Here is a 19,375-nt window from a genome sequence, read left to right on the forward strand (position 1 = left end):
GGCCTACCACGGCGGTTTCAAGCACAAGTTCAGTCTCTTCATCAGGGAGATGGAGTTCAGATTCAACCAAAGAAACGATCCCGGCATGATAGACTACCTAAAAAGCATCCTGATTGGTCCATGATCGTGTGTGATCCCTAACGAAAACAGCCAACGATACCCCCGCCCACCGGAGGACGTTAACCGTGCGCATCGCGACCACCCTGTTACTGATCGCCGTTACCTGTCTCGCCGCGCCGCTGGAAGTCGTCGGCGGCCTCGAGGAATTCGCCGAGGTCTTCCCCGACGCCGACTCCTGCTACCTCTACTACCAGGGCTGGACCGCGGACGGCACCCGGCTGTTCAAGCTGGCCCTCTCCGGCGGCGAACCGCTCAACACCGGGCTCGAGGCCCGCTTCATCGACGGCCGGGGGGCTTACGGCAGCCTCGATCCCGCAGCCGATCCGGAGCGTCTGGTCTTCGAGGTCCGCGGCGCCGAAGACTGGAATATCGTCGTCCTCGATCCGGTGACCGACGAGGCCCAGACCGTGGCCAGCCGTCTCGGCGACCTCCAGCCGAGCATCGGGGGCCACGGCCTGGTGACCTTCACCGTCCAGACCGCCGAGGGCGGTCATACCCTGGCCCTGTGGACGGAGCAGAGCGCTGTGGTGCCGCTTGACCTGCCCGACGGCAACTACACCTTCCCCTGCGTGGTCTACGCCGCCCCGGCGAGCCTGGGCGACGACCCCCTCGAGCATCCCGCCGTCATCATCTACCAGAGCAAGCACGGCGATGACTACCACCTGCGCTACCTGATTCTCGAGCCGGGGGGCGAGATCGTCCGGGACAGGCTGCTGCTCAACCACCCCCGGCGCGTGCTCTGCCCCGAGGTCGCCAACACGAGTCCGAGCTTCATCCCCGCCGACGGCGAGCGCCTGGAGCTGCTGTTCCACGGCCTGGAGGACGACGGCAAGCGCGACCTCTACCGGTCCGAGCTGACCATCGAGGGCGACGTGACCGGCGACCCCGATGAGCTCTCCCTCGAACTCGAAACACCGCAGCGGTTGACCGAACACCCCGCCGAGGACAAGTACCCGGAGCTCTATTACCCCGTCGACGGCGGCGCGCCCTGGGTCTTCTTCGCCTCCTACCGCGACGGCGACTACGACCTCTACGCCTTCGAACTCGGCTCGACGGAGCTCTACCAGCTCCTCGACGAGCCGATGACCCAGACGGCGCCCTACGTCCACTACCGCCCGGGCGGGTAAAAAATGCGCGGCGCGTTATTATTGGTGCTACTCCCGCTGGCGGCGGCCGGGAGCCTGGGGCTCGGCACCGTCGAGGAGTTCTGGAGCGACTTCTTCGAGCACGGCGGATATTCCATGGAGCTCATTATCGTCGATTACTCTTCCGGCGGGCCCGAGCTTTGCTCCGTGCACAGTTATGATGACGAGCTCGAGACGCTGGGAGTCGCGGGACGCTTCCCAGCCGGGATGGGTGCCTACGGTATCGGTGGTACACCAACCAACTGTAAAAGTTTCGTTTACGAGGTTCCCGGCGAGGGCGGATGGGATCTGGCGGTAGCGGTAGATGAGTACGACATGGAACCCTTAGCCGTCATTGCGGACCTCGGCGAGGATCTGCAGCCCGCCGTGTTCGGCAACCGCTGCCTGGCCTTCAGCCGGGAGAACTCCGACGGCGGTTTTGACATCGCCCTCTGGAGCGAGGATTCCGCTGTCCGGATCCTCGACCTCGGTCCCGGCGATCAGCTCTGGCCGACCTTCTTCTACGCCGCCTCCAAGGATGAGCTGGTTCCCGCGGGCTACGGGCTCGGCTTTCCGGAGCTGTCTCCGGGTGAGCTCGATCCCTTGCGCAAACCGGTGATCCTCGTCTATCAGGATAATATCGAGGGTTTTTACCGCCTGTATTTTTCAATCGTCAACCCGGGAGGAGTGGTCGAGCGCAGCGGCGAGATCAGCGGCCTGGAAGCAGTCACGGAAACCCTCTGTCCCGAGCTGCCCAACCATTACCCCACCGGCTTCGACTACCTCGACGACTACGCGCCGCCGTTGGCCTTTCACTCACCGGATGACGGTGATCGGGACATTTACCTCGCCTGGCTGTCTGCCGACGACGAGGGAATGAAAGGGCTCCGTCTGGTCGCCCGCGATCTACGACGCCTGACTGATTGGCCCGGCGAGGAGAAGTTTCCCTAACTGTACGCCGGATACGACTGGGAGGCAAAGGAAACGGCGACCTGGTGTTTCTTCGCCGCCGACCGCGACGGCGACTGGGACGTCTACGCCCTGTGGGTCGAGGAGAATCACTTCTACCAGTTGACCGATCTGCCGGGAACCCAGACCGCGCCGTTAGTGTTGACCAGCCCTTAATCGAGCGGGAACCATGAGTGTTAAAACGTCTTCGGTTGTCTTCACCACTCTTATGTGCGGCGCGACGCCGGGTTCACCGCCACCGGGGCCGGGATCGACGTCCCCGCGGGCACCCGGGTGCTGCTCGCCGAGCCGAACGTCGTCGGCGCCGACACCCACCTCGAGCCCAGCCTGAGCCTGGGACCGGGGGCCTGGGGCGGCTCCTCGACCGGCGACAACGTCAGCGACCGCCACCTGACCAACCGCAAGCGCCTGGCCTGGGGCCGCGACGCTCTGTCCGCGGCGGAAGACCTTAAAACCGACGGGATAAGCGACGAGCGCATAAAGCTAGCCGTTACAAAGGCCCTGGACGAGCTGGACGCGGGTGATGCAGAAGGGCTTCTCTAGCCCATTCAACCTTGAGAATAGAAAAGGAGTTATTATGGGTAAGGTCGCCTGGGGGTTGGATTTGGCGGGGCTTTCAAGTACGAAACAAGGCTTGGCAAGGGCAGAAAATGTAGATGAGAAAACAATAAATGTTACGATATATGATAAACATATATTTAAAAGAAGATTACAGGTGTGGATGGAAACATTGAAATTACTGATTATAGAATTGCTAATCGCATAGAATGCCTAAAGAATATTACGCCTCTTTTTGTTGATGTACCAATAGATAATACATATTTCAATGATGCATATAATAATCCTGGTTATATATGGCAATTAAACTTAAGGCCAGTTGATAGAGCCTATAATGGTCAAAGACCTTTAGGTTCATTGATGGGTGGATATGTTCAACAGTTTAAATATATGTATAATAAATCTGAATTAACGCTAGGTGAAAACTTGTATGAAACATATCCTGCGGCAAGTTTAATTGAACTTGGTATAAATGCAAAATATAAGAAAACGATATCAGTATATAAGGAAAATAAATGGACAACATCTATCGGTGGGATATGTGATAAATTGAATATTTCTCCAATAGATAATACTGAATTGAAAATTAATGATGATGAAATTGATGCAGTCCTTTGTGCTCTTTGTGGTGTTGTAGATGATAAATATATATTGAAAGGTAACGATCTTGAAAAACATATAAATTCTAGAATCAATAATAGTAAAAGGTATAAAGCCCCTAAAGGTTATGTTCTTCTACAATTAGCAGAGAAAAAAGAATGGCCATACACTATCGAGATAGAAACAGTTGATGACTCACCTCTTGATGACTGCAAAGACACCTAGGAGGCACATTGGCTCAGAACCTGCAAGAGATCGCCCTGGGGATGATCGAGACCAAGGGCCTGGTCGGCGCCGTCGAGGCCGCCGACGCCATGGTCAAAGCGGCCAACGTCCGGCTGATCGGCAAGGAGAAGGTCGGCGGCGGCTACGTCACCGTGATGGTCCGCGGCGAGGTCGGCGCGGTCAAGGCGGCCACGGACGCCGGGGCCGCCGCGGCCGGCCGCGTCGGCGAACTGGTCAGCGTCCACGTCATCCCGCGGCCCCACGACAACGTGGAGATGCTGCTGCCCAACGACTAGCCTAGAGCGCTGGACGGGGACGCTAGATGAGCCAGAGGGAGGATATCGCCCGCCGCGTCGAGGACGCGGTGCGGGCGGAGCTGGCGCGCCGGGAGGCCGGGGCGCTGGGTGAGACGCGCCCCGCGGCTGCCGAGACCAGCGAGGTTGCCGAGCCCTACCCCAAGGGCCCGGCGCCGCCGACGCCGCCGAAGGCTGACGTCGACCCCCGGCGGATCCCGGTGGGGGTCAGCGGCCGCCACCTGCACATCAGCGCGGCGGACCTCGAGCGCCTGCTGGGACCGGGCGCCGCCCTGAGCGAGCTGCGTTTGTTGAGGCAGCCGGGTCAGTTCGCCGCCGCCGAGGTGCTGCGCCTGGTGGGCCGCAAGGAGGTACTCACCCTGAGGATCCTGGGCCCGGAGCGCGAGCGGACGACCCTCGAGCTGGCGGTCAGCGACCTGGCCCGGCTGGGCAACGACTACGAGCTACGCCCCGGCGGGGCCGTGGTCTTTAAGGAAGCGCCCCTGCTGCTCGGGCCGGCGGGGGAGCTGCGCCTGTCGGACGAAGTGACCGTCGCCGACCGGCACCTGCACTGCGCCCCGGCCGAGGCGGCGGCCCTGGGCCTCTCCGACGGTCAGCGCATCAGCCTCGTCGCCGACGGCTGGCGCGGGGCGCGCTTCGACCAGGTGCGGGTGCGCGTCGACGAGAACTACCGCCTCGAGCTGCACCTGGACACCGACGAGGGCAACGCCGCGAATCTGCGGACGGGGAACACCGTCCGCCTGGCCGCCGTCGCCCCGCCGCCGCTCAGCGACACGGTGACGGCCGAACGAAAGCCCCGGAGCGTCGATGTCGGCCTGATCTCATCGGGGGGTCGTGAACCCCGGGTCCTCGGCGGCAGCGCCGGGGTCAAACCTTTGGGGCTGGTGACGGAGAACGACGTCCGCGCCGCCGCCCGGGCCGGTCTGGTCGAGCTGCCGGTCACGCCGCGGGCCATCGTCACCCCGGCGGCCCGGGACGCCCTGCGTGATCTGGGCCTGCGCCTGGTCACCCGCAGGTGAGCCATGCCTGACGCCCCCAGCGCCGACACGATCAGGGAACGCTGCCGCGCCGCCGGCCTAGTGGGCTGCGGCGGCGGTGGTTTTCCCACCCACCTCAAGCTGGCCCGGCCCGCCGCGACGCTGATCGCCAACGCCGCCGAGTGCGAGCCCCTGCTGGCCAAGGACTCCTTCCTCTGCCGGGACCGCGCTGAGGCCATCATCCGCGGTCTGGAGCTGGCCGCGAGGGCCGTCGGCGCCCGGCGTCGGGTCGTCGCCGCCAAGGCCAAGCGCCGCGGAGTCATCCAGGCCCTGCGGGAAGCCGCCGCGGATACCGTCGAGTTCTTCGAGCTGCCCGACGCCTACCCCGTCGGCGACGAGGTGGTCCTCGTCGAGCTGCTCACGGGGCGTCGGGTTCCGCGCTTCGGCCTGCCCGGCGACGTCGGCGCCCTGGTGCTCAACGTCGAGACCCTGGCGGCCCTGGCCGCCGCCGTCGACGATGAAGAACCGCTGACCGAGAAAACCGTCTGCGTCGTCGGCGCCGTCGAGCGGCCCCTGGTGACCCGCACGCCCCTGGGCTGTTCGGCGGCGAAGCTGCTGGAAACCGCCGGCTGGAACGGGGCGGGAACGGTCCTCGAGGGCGGCCCGGCGATGGGCGTTCCCGTCGACCCCGTCGCGGCTCACGTTTCCAAGACGACGGCCGGTTACACCGTCCTGCCGCCGGGGAGCCCGATCACCGCCCACCTCGAACTGGACCCGGGCCTCAACCGCCGCCGGGCGCTGTCGGCCTGCACCCAATGCCGCTACTGCACCGACCACTGCCCGCGCTGGCTGGCCGGCCAGCACATCCGCCCCCACCGCTGGATGCGCGCCCTGTGCCTCAACCTGGGCCTGGAGGCCCTGGCACCGGAGATGTGGGCCTGCTCGGGCTGCGGCGTCTGCGAGCTCTACGCCTGCCCCGAGGGGCTCTCGCCCCGGCGGGCGGCCCTCGAACTCCGTCGGCGCTACCCCGGACCCGCTCACTCGCCCCGTGAGCCCGCCCCGCGGGAGCCCTCGACGGGACGACGACCGCCGACGACGGCCCTGCTGCGCCGCCTGGGCCTGAGCGATCACCAGCGCCCCGTCGACTACGTCGCGGCCCCGGCCGTCGGCGAACTTTACCTGGCCCTGCTACAGGGCGTCGGCTATCCGGCGCGGTCCGTCGTCGACGAAGGTCGACCCGTGGAGACCGGTCAGCTGCTGGCCGAACCGACGGCGTCCCTGGCGGTGCCGCTCCATGCCCCCGCCGCCGGAACCGTCTCCGGGATCACAGAAACCCACCTGACCCTCGAGGTGCGCCGATGACCACGGCCGTCGGGCTGCTGGAGCTCTACAGCGTGGCGCGGGGGCTGGACGCCGCCGACGCCGGCTGCAAGTCCGCCGCCGCCGAGCTGGTCCTGGCCCGTCCCTTCTGCGCCGGCAAGTTCGCCGCCCTCTGGAGCGGCGAGGTCGCCGCCGTCCGCGCCGCCCTGACCGCCGGAGCCCGCGTCGGCGCCCACCTCGTCGTCGGCGAGTGCCTGCTGCCCGCCGTCCACCCCGACCTGCTCCCCGCCCTGGGCGATTTCAACCCCCTGCCGCCGAGAGCCGCCCTGGGCGTCGTCGAGGCCTTCAACATCGCCGGCACCCTGCGCGCCGCCGACGCCGCCGCCAAGGCCGCCCCGGTGACCCTGGTCGAAGTCCGCGTCGCCGTCGGCCTCGGCGGCCGGGGCTACTTCCTCGTCGCCGGGGAAACCGCCGCCGCCCGCCAGGCCCTCGAAACCGCCGCCGCCCACCTGAAAAGCGACGGCCTGCTGGTCGACGCCCGGCTGATCCCCGCCCCCCACCCCGACCTCGTCCGCCGCCTCGAACTGCGCCCCGGGAACGACGTATCGTGAGCCCCAAAACCCTCGCCCAGCGACTCAAGTTACTTCATCGACGCTATCTGCGCCGGGCCGCCGCCTGGTGCTGGGAACGCCTCAAGAACCTCGGACGCTTCCTGCGCGACGTCGGCGAACGGCACATCAAGACCCACAACGGCCCCCTGACCGCCGCCGGCATCGCCTTCTACCTCGGGGTCACCCTCGTCCCCCTGGTGCTGCTGGGCTCCAGCGCCGCCGGTTACATCCTCGGCTCCGACGAGCGCGCCGTCGAGGCCGTCACCGACACCGTCGTCCGCTTGATCCCCCACGGCGAGGTGCTGATCCGCGGCCTCCTCGAACGCACCGTCGCCAACCGCGCCGAGGTCGGCATCATCGGCCTGGTCGCCATGCTGTGGATCACCAGCGGGGTGACCAGCGCCCTGCGCCGGGGCATCGACAACATCTGGGGCGGCGTGGCCCGCAAACGCCGCTGGTGGGAAGGCCCCCTGATAGCCCTGGCCATGCTCATCGGCATCCTGGTCTTCTTCCTCGGCGGAACCTGGCTGACCGGTCTGTTCGCCCACGTGGCCACCACCGACTGGACGCTGTGGGGCATGGAGCTGGCCGCCGTCAAGGGACTGGCCCGCCTGGTGATGGTCCTGGCCCCCTTCCTGCTGTCCCTGCTGTTCTTCTTCCTCGTCTACCGCCTGGTCCCCACCACCCTCGTGCGCAGCCGCTCGGCCCTCGTCGGCGCCGGCGTCGCCGCCGTCGGCTTCGAAGGCGCCAAGCTGCTGTTCAGCTTCTACATCGCCCACATCACCCGGCCCGCCCTCTACTACGGCGTGCTGGCCGGACTGGTGGTCGTCTTCCTCTGGGCCTACTACGCCGCCCACATCCTCCTCGTCGGCGCCGAAGTCGCTCGACGCTTCGACGAAGGACCGCCGGAAAAAAAATAACAGCGCCACCGACTAGAACCGCCGCGGCGGACCTTTGAAAACACCCCCCCTACGGCGCGCAATCCACCCCCCGCCGCCGAAGGTGGCACGGTTTTTGCGGAGGCGCGACGTTATCATCGTCATTAACGTCGGTCGAGATGCAAAAACCGTGCCACCTTCGGCGGGGCCAAAGCAAGCGTCGCCGGTTCGCCGGAACCGTTTTCAAAGGTCCGCCGCTAGACCGAGCCAACCCGGAGTCATCGATGAGCCGAACACCAGAGAAGTTCGCCGCCGAGCGGGAGCGTTTGACGCGATTGCTGCTCGAGCACGGCGGACGGGTCACCAAGCGTTTCATCAACCTTGACGGGGCCGCCTATCGCGCTGGTGCGCTGAGCGCGGGCTTCAAGGAACTCCTCGGCCTGACGGCGTCGGCGGTGTTGCGTTGCGACGACTGCATCGCCTACCATCTCGGACGCTGCCGTGAGGAGGGTTTGTCGACGGCGGTGATCGTCGAGGCCCTCGAGGTGGCTCTGGTGGTGGGGGGGTCGATCGTCATCCCCCACTACCGGCGAGCGCTGGAGTATTGGGAACGTCTCGGGGGGTCTGAAGCGTAAGCTGAATATGCATCCGGGTTACTATTATCTGGGTTGCATTTAACAGCCGCATATCGTAACATCCGTCTTTATCCGACCGTGTGCGCGTTAATCGCGATTGTGACGGTACGCATTCCGTAACGTCACCGACGGTCGACAGTAAAGATGAAGCGGCCGCGTCCACGACCGCTTCATCCTTCAAAGTGGTTAATCTACCCTTCCTATCGACCGATTCTCCCCCCCAACGGGCGGAGTGGTCTACAAGCAATCCGGAGTATACAGATGGGTAACCTCACCGCTCGCTCCGGCGAGTGGTCCGTGACCCCGGTGGGTCGGACCGCACTGGAGCAGTCGCTGTCGCGTGAACTCAAGCTCAATCTCTCGATCGTCAACCTCGTCTTCCAGCCCGGCGAGACCTGGTCGACCACGGCGGCCCACGGGATGGATTTCGGTTTCCACCCCCGCCGGGCCCACCTGCGCACCCGCCTCGGCCGGGAGGGCGAACGCCAGATCGACCTGTTCTTCAAGATCCCTTGGGACAAGGAAGTCGAGAGCTACATCCTCGGCCGCCGCCTGGGGCTGCGTCACCAGCCCCGCTTGGTGACCACCGCCGTCGAGCTCAGCTCGCCGGTGGGGGAGAACTATCAGGCGATGGTCTACTTCTACCACCCCGGGGAATCCCTGGCCGCCACGCCGCCCAACGGCGAGGATTGGCGGTTGCCCGACGGCCTGCTCGACGACATCGCCAACCTCCACGCTTCGACCTGCGACGCCGCCGACAGCTACGTTCAGCGCGGCTACCCCGTCGAGACCGCGGCCGACTTCAAGAAGCGCTGCGCCCTGCTGGAGGTCGACGGCTTCTTCAGCCTGCCCTACCTCGAACAGCGTCGCGGCGAGCTGGAGCCCCTGCTGGGGCGGGCTGTCAGCCGTCTCGACGAGGCGGTCGATCAAGCCTTCGCCAGCGGGACCACCGTCGTCCACGGCGATTTGACGCCCTACAACGTCATCATCGGCGCCGACGATGAGCCCAACCTCATCGTCGACTGGGGCGACTTCGGCGTCATCTGCCCCACCGCGGACCTCGCACCCTGCCTGGCCTGGGATCAACTCGAGACCTACCGGGAACTGGCCAAGGGCCACAACCCGCGCTGGGAACCCCCCGGCGAGAGCGATCTGGCAGCCATGCGGTTGATCCACGCCTGCGAGAACCTGGCCCGGGCCGCCCGGGGCTGGCGGGAACAGGCTCCCTGGCTATTCGAGCGCGAAACCGAGGACGATCAACTTCAGCATTGGCTCGAGCGTATCGAAGACGCCCTCGAACGCCTGGAGTGATCGAACCGGCTAGATAATCCGGGTCCGGCCGCGGCCGGACCCTTCGCCGTACCGGCGGGCTGTGGTAAAATCGGCCCGCCCTATTCATCACTACTGGAGAAGCGATGCGCAACGTCGCCCTAAGCGAGCTGACCGAAACCGTCCGCCGTCTGTGTCTGGAGGCCAACTACCGCTTGCCCGGCGATGTCGAGCGCGCCCTGACCGAGGCCCGCGCCGTCGAGACCTCGCCGGTGGGACGCGAGGTCCTCGACGTGATCATCGACAACAGCCGCATCGCCCGCGAAGAGGAAGTGCCCCTCTGCCAGGATACCGGCTTCACCGTCGTCTGGTTGGCGATCGGCACCGAGGTCCATTTCGACGGCGATCCCGTCGCCGCGGTACACGAGGGCGTCCGCCGCGGCTACGCCGAGGGCTACCTGCGCAAGTCCATCGTCGCCGATCCCTTCCGCCGGAAAAACACCGGCGACAACACCCCGGCCGTCGTCCACCTCAACCTGGTCCCCGGCGACGACGTCGAGGTCCTCGTCGAGCCCAAGGGCGGCGGCTGCGAGAACATGAGCCGTATCGCCATGCTCAAGCCCGCCGACGGCGTCGAGGGTGCCCGGGAGTTCGTCCTGCGCACCATCGACGAGGCCGGACCCAACCCCTGTCCACCGACGATCATCGGCGTCGGCGTCGGCGGAACCTTCGAGCTGGCCGCCCTGCTGGCCAAGCACGCCACGGTGCGCCCCGTCGGTCAGTATCACCCCGACCCCTTCTACGCCGAGCTGGAGAAGAGCTGGCTCGAAGACGTCAACAAGCTGGGCATCGGACCCCAGGGCCTGGGCGGCCGCACCACCGCCCTCTGGCTGGCCGTCGAACCCCACCCCTGCCACATCGCCAGCCTGCCCGTCGCCGTCAACGTCCAGTGCCACTCGGCGCGCAGCAAGGCGTCCAAACTGTAATCCAGGCTCGGTATCGCTCGTTGCATAACAAAACCTCCCCCGCCGGGGGAGGTTTATTGTCACCCGTGGCACGGATGATAAAGACGAGATCGCCGATCGGCGGCCGCTGAAAACAGCCGGGACGCACCCAACGGCGACGTTCACAACGCAGCCGGCGGAACCGGCACGGTTTTTGCAGCTCGGCAACCGTTAGGGCGACGATAACGGTTCGCCTCCGCAAAAACCGTGCCGGTTCCGCCGGCGTAAACGATGGTTGGCGGGTCGACGGGCCCGGTGGCTGTTTTCAGCGGCCGCCTCAGGCGCGGACGACGGGCAGCTCGCGCCAACTGGTGGTGAAGCGCCGGGAACGGTGACTCTGGCGCATGCTCCAGACCTTGCGGGTTCCGGTGGCGGCGTAGTGAACGGTGTCGGAGCCCAATTCGTCGTTGATGCGGTCGAGGGTTTTCATCAAGCGCTCGCCACGGCGTCGCGGGTTCTTCGTCGGCGCCGTCGGGCGGCCGAGCTTGTCGAAGAAGCTGCGCTGGACGGCCCCGGCGGGGACGATCCCGGAGAGCAGCACCCCGGCCTTGCGGTAGGGATAGCCGGGCTTGTAGATGCGTTCGAGTCCCTCGAGGGCGGCGGCGATCAGTTCCGGAGTCAGGGCGCTGGCCACGGGCAGCTCACGGGTGGCCGAGTTGTAGTACTTGGGACCCCCGGCGAAGTGGCCGGTCATGATGAAGGCGGTCAGCACACCGGCGGCGGAGTCCTGCTCGCGCAGCTTCTCGGCGGCCCGGCTGGCGAACTCGGCCAGGGCCTCGGCCAGCTCGTCTTTGGTCTCCAGGGGGGTGCCGAAGGAGCGCGAGGTGCAGATGCCCTTCTTGGGCGCCGGCTGGCTGTCGAGTTCCAGGCAGGCGATGCCGCGCAGCTCGTAGACCAGCCGCTGGCCGACGACGCCGAGCTTACGGGTGATCCAGCGTTCGTCGGCGTCGCGCAGGCGGCGGGCGCTGTAAATGCCGGAGCGTTTGAGCCGTTTGGCCAGTCGGTCGGCGATGCCCCAGATCTTGTTCACGGGCAGCTCCTCGAGGACATCCTCGAGCTCGTCGTCCCGCTTCAACTCCTTGACGCCGCCCCAGCGCGGCTGCTTCTTGGCCAGGCGGCCGGCGATCTTGGCCAGCACCTTGGTCGGGCCGACGCCGATGGCCACGGGGATGCCGGTCCAGCGTAAAACGCGCTCCTGCAGCCGGCGGCAGTGACCGACGGGATCGGCGAGACCGTCGAGGCCGAGGAAGGCCTCGTCGATGGAGTAGATCTCGAAGTCCGGTGCGGCCTCGGCCAGCACGCACATCACCCGGCGGCTCATGTCGCCGTAGAGGGGGAAGTTGGCGGAGAAGACGACGGCGCCGTTGCGTTCCAAACGCTCGCGCCACTGGAAAAAGGGCGCGCCCATCGGCACGCCGAGTTCCTTGACCTCGTTGGAGCGAGCGATGACACAGCCGTCGTTGTTGGAGAGGACGACGACGGGGCGCCGTTCCAGTTGCGGCTGAAACACCCGTTCGCACGACGCATAAAAATTATTGCAGTCGACCAGGGCGATGCGGTGGGCGAAGGCGTTGTCCATCAGGGACCGGTTCACGACGCCCCCCGCGTCAGAGGGAGTGGATGACGCTGGTCACCACGCCCCAGACCTCGAACTCGCCGTCCTCGCCGGCGGTTATCGGTGGATAGCCGTCGTTCTCGGCCAGCAGCAACCAGTCATCGCCCCGACGACGCAGGCGCTTGACGACGAGTTCGCCGTCGACCACGGCGATGACGACCTTGCCGTCGGCGGGCTCCAGGGAACGGTCGACGACGAGGATGTCGCCGTCGTTGATCCCGGCGCCGGTCATCGAATCACCGGCCACCCGGACGAAGAAGGTCGCCGCCGGATGGCGGATCAGGTGTTCGTTGAGGTCCAGGCGGCGGGCGATGTAGTCGTCGGCGGGCGAGGGAAAGCCGGCGGGCACCCGGCTCTCGGCCAGGGGCAGCTCGACGGCGCCGCCGTTCGTAGGCAGCAGCAGCTCGTTGCGGGGCTGGGGTTTTTTGTTACTCATTGATCGGCCGACTCGCATGAATGGGATGCCCACCCCGCCGGCGGTGGTTATGCAGTCCGCAGCGCTGCGGCCGCGGGGCGGGGTTGAGCGTTAACGCGGTCCATGATAAGCCGGCGCCGTGACGGGAAGAGCGGAGCGGGCTCAGCTGGCGTAGCTGGTGGCGCGGTGCTCGCGGATGACGGTGACCCGGATCTTGCCCGGGTACTCCATCTCCTTCTCGATGCGGCGGGCGACGGCGTGGGACATCTCGTCGGCGCCGACGTCGTCCATCTCGCCGGGGTCGACGATGATGCGGATCTCGCGCCCGGCCTGGATGGCGAAGGAGCGTTCGACGCCGGAGAAGGAGTTGGCGATCTCCTCGAGGGAGGTCAGGCGCTTGATATACAGGTCGAGGGTTTCGCGGCGGGCGCCGGGACGGGCGGCGGAGAGGGCGTCGGCGGCCATCACCAGCACGGCCTCGGGCGTGGTGGGCTCAACCCGGCCGTGGTGGCACTCCAGGGCGTTGACCACCCGGGGCTTTTCCCCGTAGCGGCGGGCCAGGTCGGCACCGATCTGGGCGTGGGTGCCCTCGACCTCGTGATCGACGGCCTTGCCCAGGTCGTGGAGCAGGCCGGCGCGGCGGGCCAGGCGTTCATCGAGGCCGAGGTCGGCGGCCATCATCCCGGCCAGGTAGCTGACCTCCTTGGAGTGCTGGAGGACGTTCTGGCCGAAGCTCGTGCGGTAGTGCAGCCGGCCCAGCAGGTTGACGACCTCGGGGTGCAGACCCTGGATGCCGGTATCGAGGGCGGCCTGCTCGCCGGCCTCGCGCAGGGTGGTCTTCATCTTGGCCTGGGTCTTGGCGACGACGTCCTCGATGCGGCCGGGGTGGATGCGGCCGTCGAGGACCAGCTTCTCCATCGTCTGACGGGCGATTTCGCGCTTGATGGGGTCGAAGCCGGAGAGGATGACGGCCTCCGGAGTGTCGTCGACGACGACGTCGATGCCGGTGGCCATTTCGAAGGCCCGGATGTTGCGGCCCTCGCGACCGATGACCCGGCCCTTCATCTCGTCGTTGGGGAGCTGGACGACGCTGACGGTGACCTCGCTGACCTGGTCGGCGGCCAAGCGCTGGACGGAGTCGGTGATGATCCGGCGGGCCTCGTCCTCGGCCCTGGCCAGAGCCTCATCGCGGATCTCCTTGATCAGACGGGCGGATTCGTGTTCGACCTCGGCGCGCAGGTTGTCGAACAGCAGATGCTTGGCTTCGGCGGCGCTCATCCCGGAAAGCTCCTCGAGGGTCCGTGTCTGTTCCTCGATGATCCGTTCGGCCCTGTCCTCCTGAGCCTTGAGGGCGGCCTCGCGGTCCTCGAGTTTCTTCTGCTGCCCCTTGAGGTCCTCGTGGCGCTCATCGAGCTCGACGGAGCGTTTGTCCAGGGTGGCTTCTTTCGAGGTCAGCCATTTCTCGATCCGCTGGAGCTCGGAGCGGTGCTGGTCGGCCTGTTTTTCGGCCTCCTGCTTGATCCGCAGGGCCTCGTCCTTGGCCTCGACCTTGGCTTCACGGACGATGGTCTTGCCCTCGGCCTTGGCGTTCTTGACGATGTCGTCGGCCAGCTTCTCGGCGGATTTGAGCTGACGGGAGGAAACCAGGCGGCGCAGTTGCCAACCGATAAAAGCCGCGATGAGCGCCGATCCGATGATGATCAGCACACCGGGCCAGGATCCTATCAACAAGACGATCACCCCTTCATGCCTCGCCGCGGGCGGCCTGCGGCGCCGTCGACGAGGTGATGACCGGAAACATGAACGGCGGACGCGACGTCCGACCGGCTGAGTTACCACACCAACCGGTTGGGATACGCCGAGAAGCGCCCAACAGTTGCGCTGGAAATCAACGGGAGCGTTCGTACCGCGGGATGCGGTCGGGGGGAAGTGTGCGGGGCGGGTCGTGGAGGGACGGGAGCCTCAGTACAGTCGTCGGCGTGGTTTACCCGGCGGGCCGGGCGGCCGCGCGCGGGTCGGGCTTACGATGTGTGGTTGACGATGCATCCGGTTCCGGTGTTGTAAGCTCGCGATCGACAACGGGTGACGGGCTTTCCGATGATAAACAGCTTTAAACCGTCGCTGAGACGGTTGATCCACGACAGGCGCCTCGACTCAACCCGGCTATACCGCCCGGTTACGGGATGCGAACGAACCTCGGGGTCCGTCGACAAATCCACCGCGGCAGTTGCCTGTCCCGCGGCTGGAGCCGAAAAATATCGGTCGCAAGCCGCGGGCAACGGACCGCTTGGGACCGCTAAGTCGAACGTCAAGACTATGATAGCACCGAATCCCGCTAAAAGCAAAGAATTATCGTCCACTTAATGACAAATGGTGTCACGGTGGTTCTTTATCATTGTTACTGACGGTGAGCTGTGCTACCATACTTGTATATTCATCACAGGAGGACTTTACCCGGTGAACGCCAATCTGATTGAAGCCGTAATTTTCGATATGGACGGAGTGCTGGTGGACTCCGAACCCCTGCAGTACGAGGCTTACCGCCGGGTGTTCGCCGATCACGGCGCCGTGGTCGAACGCGATGAATTCATCCGGCTGTGGGTCGGCCGGGGCAGTGTGCTCCACGAACACATTGAGCGTCACGACCTGCGGGTCTCCGTCGAGGAGGTCCGCTTGGCAAAGAAGACGGTCTACGACGAGCTGGTGCGCGAAAAACTCAAGCTGCGCCCCGGATTGCTGGGACTGCTGCGCCGGCTGCACCGCCAACTGCTCACCGCTCTGGCCTCCAGCGCCCACCCCGATTCCGTCAGCGTAGTCCTGGAAAAGTTCAAGCTGACCGAATACTTCGACGCCATCCTCACCGGCGGCGACGTCAAACACAACAAACCCCATCCCGAGATCTATCTCAAGGCCGCCGAACGCCTGGGCGTCGCCCCGGAGCAATGCCTGGCGCTGGAGGACTCGACGGCGGGGGTCGCCTCGGCAAAGGAGGCCGGGATGCGCGTCATCGCCCTGCCCCACGAGTACACCCGGAGCCAGGACTTCAGCCGGGCCGACCTGTTGATCACCGACCTGCGAAACCTGCGACTGCGACTGGGGCAACGCCGCAGCGACCGCCCCACCGCCGAACCCGAATGAGCCAATCCGATCCGCGCCGAACGAACAATACGCAAAACATAACGAGGCTTCCAGCCTCGTTTTCTCAATCGAGGCTCGCCGGCACTCAAGATGCCCCCCCGACGCGACCAGCGAAAACGACCCACGATAACCAACCGAGACGCGCCTAGGCACCCGCCGGAACTGGCACGGTTTTTGCATCTCGGCGACCGTTCCGGACGATGATAACGGTCGGCCTCCGCAAAAACCGTGCCAGTTCCGGCGGGCCGGGGTTGTGTGAACGCCGGCGGGTCGTTTTCGCTGGTCGCGCCGGTGGTTATCGAACCGCTCACAGCAGTGTTCGCCGAGATAGAGCAAGCCGGAGGGCCGCGCAGCCCTCCGGCGTCGGAGTATGGATTGTAGCGGAGTGATACTCAGTTTCCCAGGCCGTACTTTTTCAGCTTGTACTGCATGGCGCCGCGGCCCAGACCGAGGCGGCGGGCGGCCTCCTGGGCCACGCCGTCGGCTTCGGCCAGGGCGCGTTCGAGGAGGCGGCGTTCCAGACGCTCGACGGCGGTGGTTAAGTCCACGGAGCGGGGCGGCGGCGGGGGCCAGTCCGCGGTCGCGGCGTCGTCGGTCCGCTGGAAGGAGTGGGGCAGGTCGGCCGGGGTGATCTCGCCGCCGGGTGCCAGCAGGACCAGGCGCTGACAGAGGTTATTGAGTTCGCGAACGTTGCCCGGCCAGGGGTGGGCGGAGAGCAGGCGTTCGGCGGCCGGTGTCAGGCGCTTGGGTTCGACGTCGTACTCGGCGGCGGCGCGCTTGAGGAAATGGGCGGCCAGCAGGGCGACGTCGCCGGTCCGTTCGCGCAGGGGGGGCAGCACGAGTTCCAGCACGGCGAGGCGGTAGTAGAGGTCTTCGCGGAAGTCGCCGGTGGCGACTGCGGCGTCGAGGTCGCTGTTGGTGGCGGCGACGAGGCGCAGATCGACGTCCCGGGGTTGGGTCTCGCCCAGGCGGGTGACAACGCCTTCCTGCAGGACGCGCAGGAGTTTGACCTGGACGGCGGCGGGCAGTTCGCCGACCTCGTCGAGGAACAGGGTGCCCCCGGCGGCGGTCTCGAACAGGCCGGCCTTGGCGCGCACGGCGCCGGAGAAGGCGCCGCGGGCGTGGCCGAAGAGTTCGCTCTCCAAAAGCTCCGCCGGCAGGGCGGCGGCGTGGACGGGGACGAAGTCGCCCTCGCGGCCCGAGAGTTCGTGGACGTGGCGGGCCAGGACCTCCTTGCCGGTGCCCGACTCGCCGATCAGCAGTAGGGTGGCCGTCGTCGGCGCCACGCGGCGGGCGGTCGCCAGCGCGGTGCGCCAGGCGGGGGAGTCGCCCAGGGGCCGGACGGCGTCCAGGCGCTCGCGCAGCAGACGGACCTCACCGCGCAGCCGGGAGCGCTCCAGGGCGCGTTCGAGGGTGAACAGCACCACGTCTAGCTCGAAGGGTTTCTCGAGGAAATCCCAGGCGCCGGAGCGCATGGCCTTGACGGCGGAACGCACGTCGCCGTAGGCCGTCAGGATGATCACGGGCAGCTCGGGCTGGTTGCGGCGCAGCTCCTCGAGCAGCTCGAAACCCGAGCCGTCGGGCAGCTTGAGGTCCAGCAGCAGGGCGTCGGGGGAGCGTTCGGCCAGGGCGGCCCGGGCGGCGGCCAGGTCAGCCGCTGTGAGCGCTTCGAGTCCGTCGGCCTCGAGGGCCTTTTTCAGGCCCCGCCGCAGGGCGGCCTCGTCGTCGACTACCAGGATGGTTGCCGCTCGGCTCATCTTCGCTCGGTGGTTCGGCCGCGGCTCCAGGCGACCAGGCGCTTGAGCCCTTCGTGCAGCTCGATCTTGGGCACCCAGCCCAGGATCTCGCGGATGCGGGTGTAGTCCAGGGCGATGCGCTTGACCTCGAGGGGCTCCGGGGCGTGCTCGGTCGTGCCGCGATAGCCGGTCAGGGCGGCCAGCTCGCGGTAGATCTCGTTGACGCTGGACTCGAGGCCGGTACCGACGTTGAAGACCCGCTCGGCGGGCTCCTCGATCTCGGCGGCCAAGCGAACGGCCTCGACGACGTCGGCGACGTAGACGTAGTCCCGGGTGTTGTCGCCGGAGCCGTTGATCGTCGGCACTTCGCCGGCCAGCAGCTTGCCGGTAAAGATGGCGCAGACGCCGGCCTCGCCGCGCTGATCCTGACGCGGGCCGTAGACGTTGCCCGGCCGCAGCACGACGTAATCCAGTCCGTCGGACAGCCCGTAAAGCCTGAGGTAGTGTTCCGGGGTGTACTTGGTCAGGCCGTAGGCGCTCAGCGGCTCGACGGGGTGCTCCTCGTCGCAGGGCAGGTACTGCGGCTCGCCGTAGACCGCCCCGCCCGAGGAGATATAGACCAGACGCCCGACCCCCGTCCGCACCGCGTGGTGGATGACGTTGAGCGAGCCGAGGACGTTGTAGCGGGCGTCGAGCAGGTGATCCTCGCAGCGCACCCGCACCTGGGCCGCGGCGTGGACCACCAGCTCCGGCCGGACCTCGCCGAAGACCCGGCCCAGCTCCGCCGTGCTGACGTCGACCTCGTCGAAGCGCCGCTGGGGGTCCAGGTTCTCCCGCCGGCCCGAGTAGAGGTTGTCGACGACGCAGACCTCGTCGCCGCGGGCGGCCAAGCGGTCGGCGATGTGGCTGCCGATGAACCCGGCGCCGCCGGTTACCAGAACGCGCATCGGGTCCCCCTATTCGCTGTACTCGCCGTAGGTCGTCAGCCGGACGCTCGCGATGACGTCGCCGATCTCGACGGCGTCGACGGCCTCCATCCCCTCCAGCACCTCGCCGAAGACGCAGTAGTCGCGGTTGAGCGAGGGCAGGTCGACCTTGCAGAAGTAAAACTGGCTGCCCGCCGAGTCCGGGTCGCGCTTGCGCGCCATGCCCACCGAGCCCCGGTAGTGATTGTAACCCGAGTCCTCGAAGGGGATCGTCCAGCCCGGACCGCCGGTACCGTCGCCCTCGGGGCAGCCGCCCTGGATCAGCGCCGGCTCGACGCGGTGGAACGTCAATCCGTCGTAGTAGCCGTCCTCGGCCAGCGTTTTGAAGTTCTCGACGGTCACCGGGGCGCGGTCATGGTAGAGGCGGACGGCGATCTCGCCGTGCTCGGTCTCCAGAACGGCGACCGGGGTTTCGGGATCGGGTTCGGGCATGGTCTCTCCCTCCGGCGGCTCCCAGCTCTCGACCTGGATACCGTTGACGGTTTCGATACGGTCCTCGGGCTCCGGCTGCTTGGGGCCGCAGGCGCCCAACAGCACAATCAGCAGCGCAGCCGTTAGCCAGGCTGACTTTTTCATCCTCGTCCTTTACGGTGCGGGTTGCGGTGCGGTTGTTGATCGCTACTAGTCGATCGATTATAACACGCGCGGCTTTGGGGTCGGGGCCGGCTGCCGGTTAATGTGTCGCGGGCCCTTGACGTCGGGCATTCTCGGGGCTATATTTCAAATTGCGAGAACGTCAAGCAATCCAGCGAACGTGAGATATAAAAAAGTGAGAAAAGAGGGATCATGAAGCGCAAGCTCATACTAGTCTTACTACTATTAGTTTTCAGTTCCCTTGTTTCCGCTCAGACCGCCTGCGCCACCTGGGGTATCGATTACCA

The 19,375-nt window shown here is 66.2% G+C and carries 20 protein-coding genes; 14 read left to right on the forward strand and 6 right to left on the reverse strand.

The window, feature by feature from the left end; all coding sequences use genetic code 11:
* The first annotated feature begins 185 nt into the window (after positions 1–185).
* The 13 genes from GF399_03315 (at position 186) to GF399_03375 (ending at position 10,586) form a co-directional block, all read left to right on the forward strand.
* The gene (locus tag GF399_03315) at positions 186–1,247 is read left to right on the forward strand and encodes a hypothetical protein (protein ID MBD3399342.1); all 1,062 of its coding nucleotides are present in this window, start codon (positions 186–188) and stop codon (positions 1,245–1,247) included.
* A gap of 3 nt (positions 1,248–1,250) precedes the next feature.
* Positions 1,251–2,195, forward strand: coding sequence for a hypothetical protein (locus GF399_03320; protein ID MBD3399343.1), 945 nt, complete (start codon positions 1,251–1,253; stop codon positions 2,193–2,195).
* 228 nt (positions 2,196–2,423) lie between these two features.
* Positions 2,424–2,756, forward strand: a complete 333-nt coding sequence (locus tag GF399_03325) for a hypothetical protein (GenBank protein ID MBD3399344.1) — start codon at positions 2,424–2,426, stop codon at positions 2,754–2,756.
* A gap of 34 nt (positions 2,757–2,790) precedes the next feature.
* The gene (locus tag GF399_03330; GenBank protein ID MBD3399345.1) at positions 2,791–2,979 is read left to right on the forward strand and encodes a hypothetical protein; all 189 of its coding nucleotides are present in this window, start codon (positions 2,791–2,793) and stop codon (positions 2,977–2,979) included.
* Positions 2,931–3,596: a hypothetical protein gene (locus GF399_03335; GenBank protein MBD3399346.1), complete on the forward strand. Its 666-nt coding sequence runs from the start codon at positions 2,931–2,933 to the stop codon at positions 3,594–3,596. The genes GF399_03330 and GF399_03335 overlap by 49 nt, the downstream gene beginning before the upstream one ends.
* 20 nt (positions 3,597–3,616) lie before the next feature.
* The gene (locus tag GF399_03340; protein ID MBD3399347.1) at positions 3,617–3,892 is read left to right on the forward strand and encodes a BMC domain-containing protein; all 276 of its coding nucleotides are present in this window, start codon (positions 3,617–3,619) and stop codon (positions 3,890–3,892) included.
* 26 nt (positions 3,893–3,918) lie between these two features.
* Positions 3,919–4,929, forward strand: coding sequence for a hypothetical protein (locus GF399_03345; GenBank protein MBD3399348.1), 1,011 nt, complete (start codon positions 3,919–3,921; stop codon positions 4,927–4,929).
* A gap of 3 nt (positions 4,930–4,932) precedes the next feature.
* The gene (locus GF399_03350; GenBank protein ID MBD3399349.1) at positions 4,933–6,249 is read left to right on the forward strand and encodes a hypothetical protein; all 1,317 of its coding nucleotides are present in this window, start codon (positions 4,933–4,935) and stop codon (positions 6,247–6,249) included.
* Positions 6,246–6,818, forward strand: coding sequence for a BMC domain-containing protein (locus tag GF399_03355; protein ID MBD3399350.1), 573 nt, complete (start codon positions 6,246–6,248; stop codon positions 6,816–6,818). Before GF399_03350 ends, GF399_03355 begins: the two co-directional genes overlap by 4 nt.
* Positions 6,458–7,738, forward strand: coding sequence for a YihY family inner membrane protein (locus tag GF399_03360; protein ID MBD3399351.1), 1,281 nt, complete (start codon positions 6,458–6,460; stop codon positions 7,736–7,738). Before GF399_03355 ends, GF399_03360 begins: the two co-directional genes overlap by 361 nt.
* A 242-nt stretch (positions 7,739–7,980) precedes the next feature.
* Entirely contained in the window at positions 7,981–8,331 is a 351-nt protein-coding gene (locus GF399_03365; GenBank protein MBD3399352.1) for a carboxymuconolactone decarboxylase family protein, read from the forward strand.
* 144 nt (positions 8,332–8,475) lie between these two features.
* Entirely contained in the window at positions 8,476–9,642 is a 1,167-nt protein-coding gene (locus GF399_03370; protein MBD3399353.1) for a phosphotransferase, read from the forward strand.
* A gap of 104 nt (positions 9,643–9,746) precedes the next feature.
* A complete protein-coding gene (locus GF399_03375) occupies positions 9,747–10,586 on the forward strand; it encodes a fumarate hydratase (protein MBD3399354.1) in 840 nt (279 codons plus the stop codon).
* A 295-nt stretch (positions 10,587–10,881) separates the two neighbouring features.
* Here the strand turns inward: GF399_03375 and GF399_03380 are convergent, their stop codons facing one another.
* From GF399_03380 to rny, 3 genes are all read right to left on the reverse strand, one after another.
* Positions 10,882–12,183 (reverse strand): DUF4113 domain-containing protein, encoded by a 1,302-nt coding sequence (locus GF399_03380; GenBank protein MBD3399355.1) that lies wholly within the window; start codon positions 12,181–12,183, stop codon positions 10,882–10,884.
* 28 nt (positions 12,184–12,211) lie between these two features.
* Positions 12,212–12,673: a translesion error-prone DNA polymerase V autoproteolytic subunit gene (umuD, locus tag GF399_03385; GenBank protein MBD3399356.1), complete on the reverse strand. Its 462-nt coding sequence runs from the start codon at positions 12,671–12,673 to the stop codon at positions 12,212–12,214.
* A gap of 123 nt (positions 12,674–12,796) precedes the next feature.
* Positions 12,797–14,374: a ribonuclease Y gene (gene rny, locus GF399_03390; GenBank protein ID MBD3399357.1), complete on the reverse strand. Its 1,578-nt coding sequence runs from the start codon at positions 14,372–14,374 to the stop codon at positions 12,797–12,799.
* Between the two features lie 630 nt (positions 14,375–15,004).
* Between rny and GF399_03395 the strand changes: the two genes are divergently transcribed.
* On the forward strand, positions 15,005–15,772 hold the full coding sequence (locus tag GF399_03395; protein MBD3399358.1) for an HAD-IA family hydrolase: 768 nt from the start codon (positions 15,005–15,007) through the stop codon (positions 15,770–15,772).
* 392 nt (positions 15,773–16,164) lie between these two features.
* Here GF399_03395 and GF399_03400 read toward each other — a convergent pair whose 3' ends face one another.
* The 3 genes from GF399_03400 to GF399_03410 are packed head-to-tail and all read right to left on the reverse strand — an operon-like array spanning position 16,165 to position 18,926.
* The gene (locus tag GF399_03400; protein MBD3399359.1) at positions 16,165–17,529 is read right to left on the reverse strand and encodes a response regulator; all 1,365 of its coding nucleotides are present in this window, start codon (positions 17,527–17,529) and stop codon (positions 16,165–16,167) included.
* Positions 17,526–18,455 carry an NAD-dependent epimerase/dehydratase family protein gene (locus tag GF399_03405; GenBank protein ID MBD3399360.1) on the reverse strand — a complete coding sequence of 310 codons (930 nt, stop codon included), beginning with the start codon at positions 18,453–18,455 and terminating at the stop codon, positions 17,526–17,528. Before GF399_03405 ends, GF399_03400 begins: the two co-directional genes overlap by 4 nt.
* Before the next feature lie 9 nt (positions 18,456–18,464).
* A complete protein-coding gene (locus tag GF399_03410) occupies positions 18,465–18,926 on the reverse strand; it encodes a peptidylprolyl isomerase (protein MBD3399361.1) in 462 nt (153 codons plus the stop codon).
* Positions 18,927–19,375 lie beyond the last annotated feature (449 nt).

Source organism: Candidatus Coatesbacteria bacterium, from assembly GCA_014728225.1.
In the GTDB taxonomy this organism is placed as follows: domain Bacteria; phylum RBG-13-66-14; class RBG-13-66-14; order RBG-13-66-14; family RBG-13-66-14; genus WJLX01.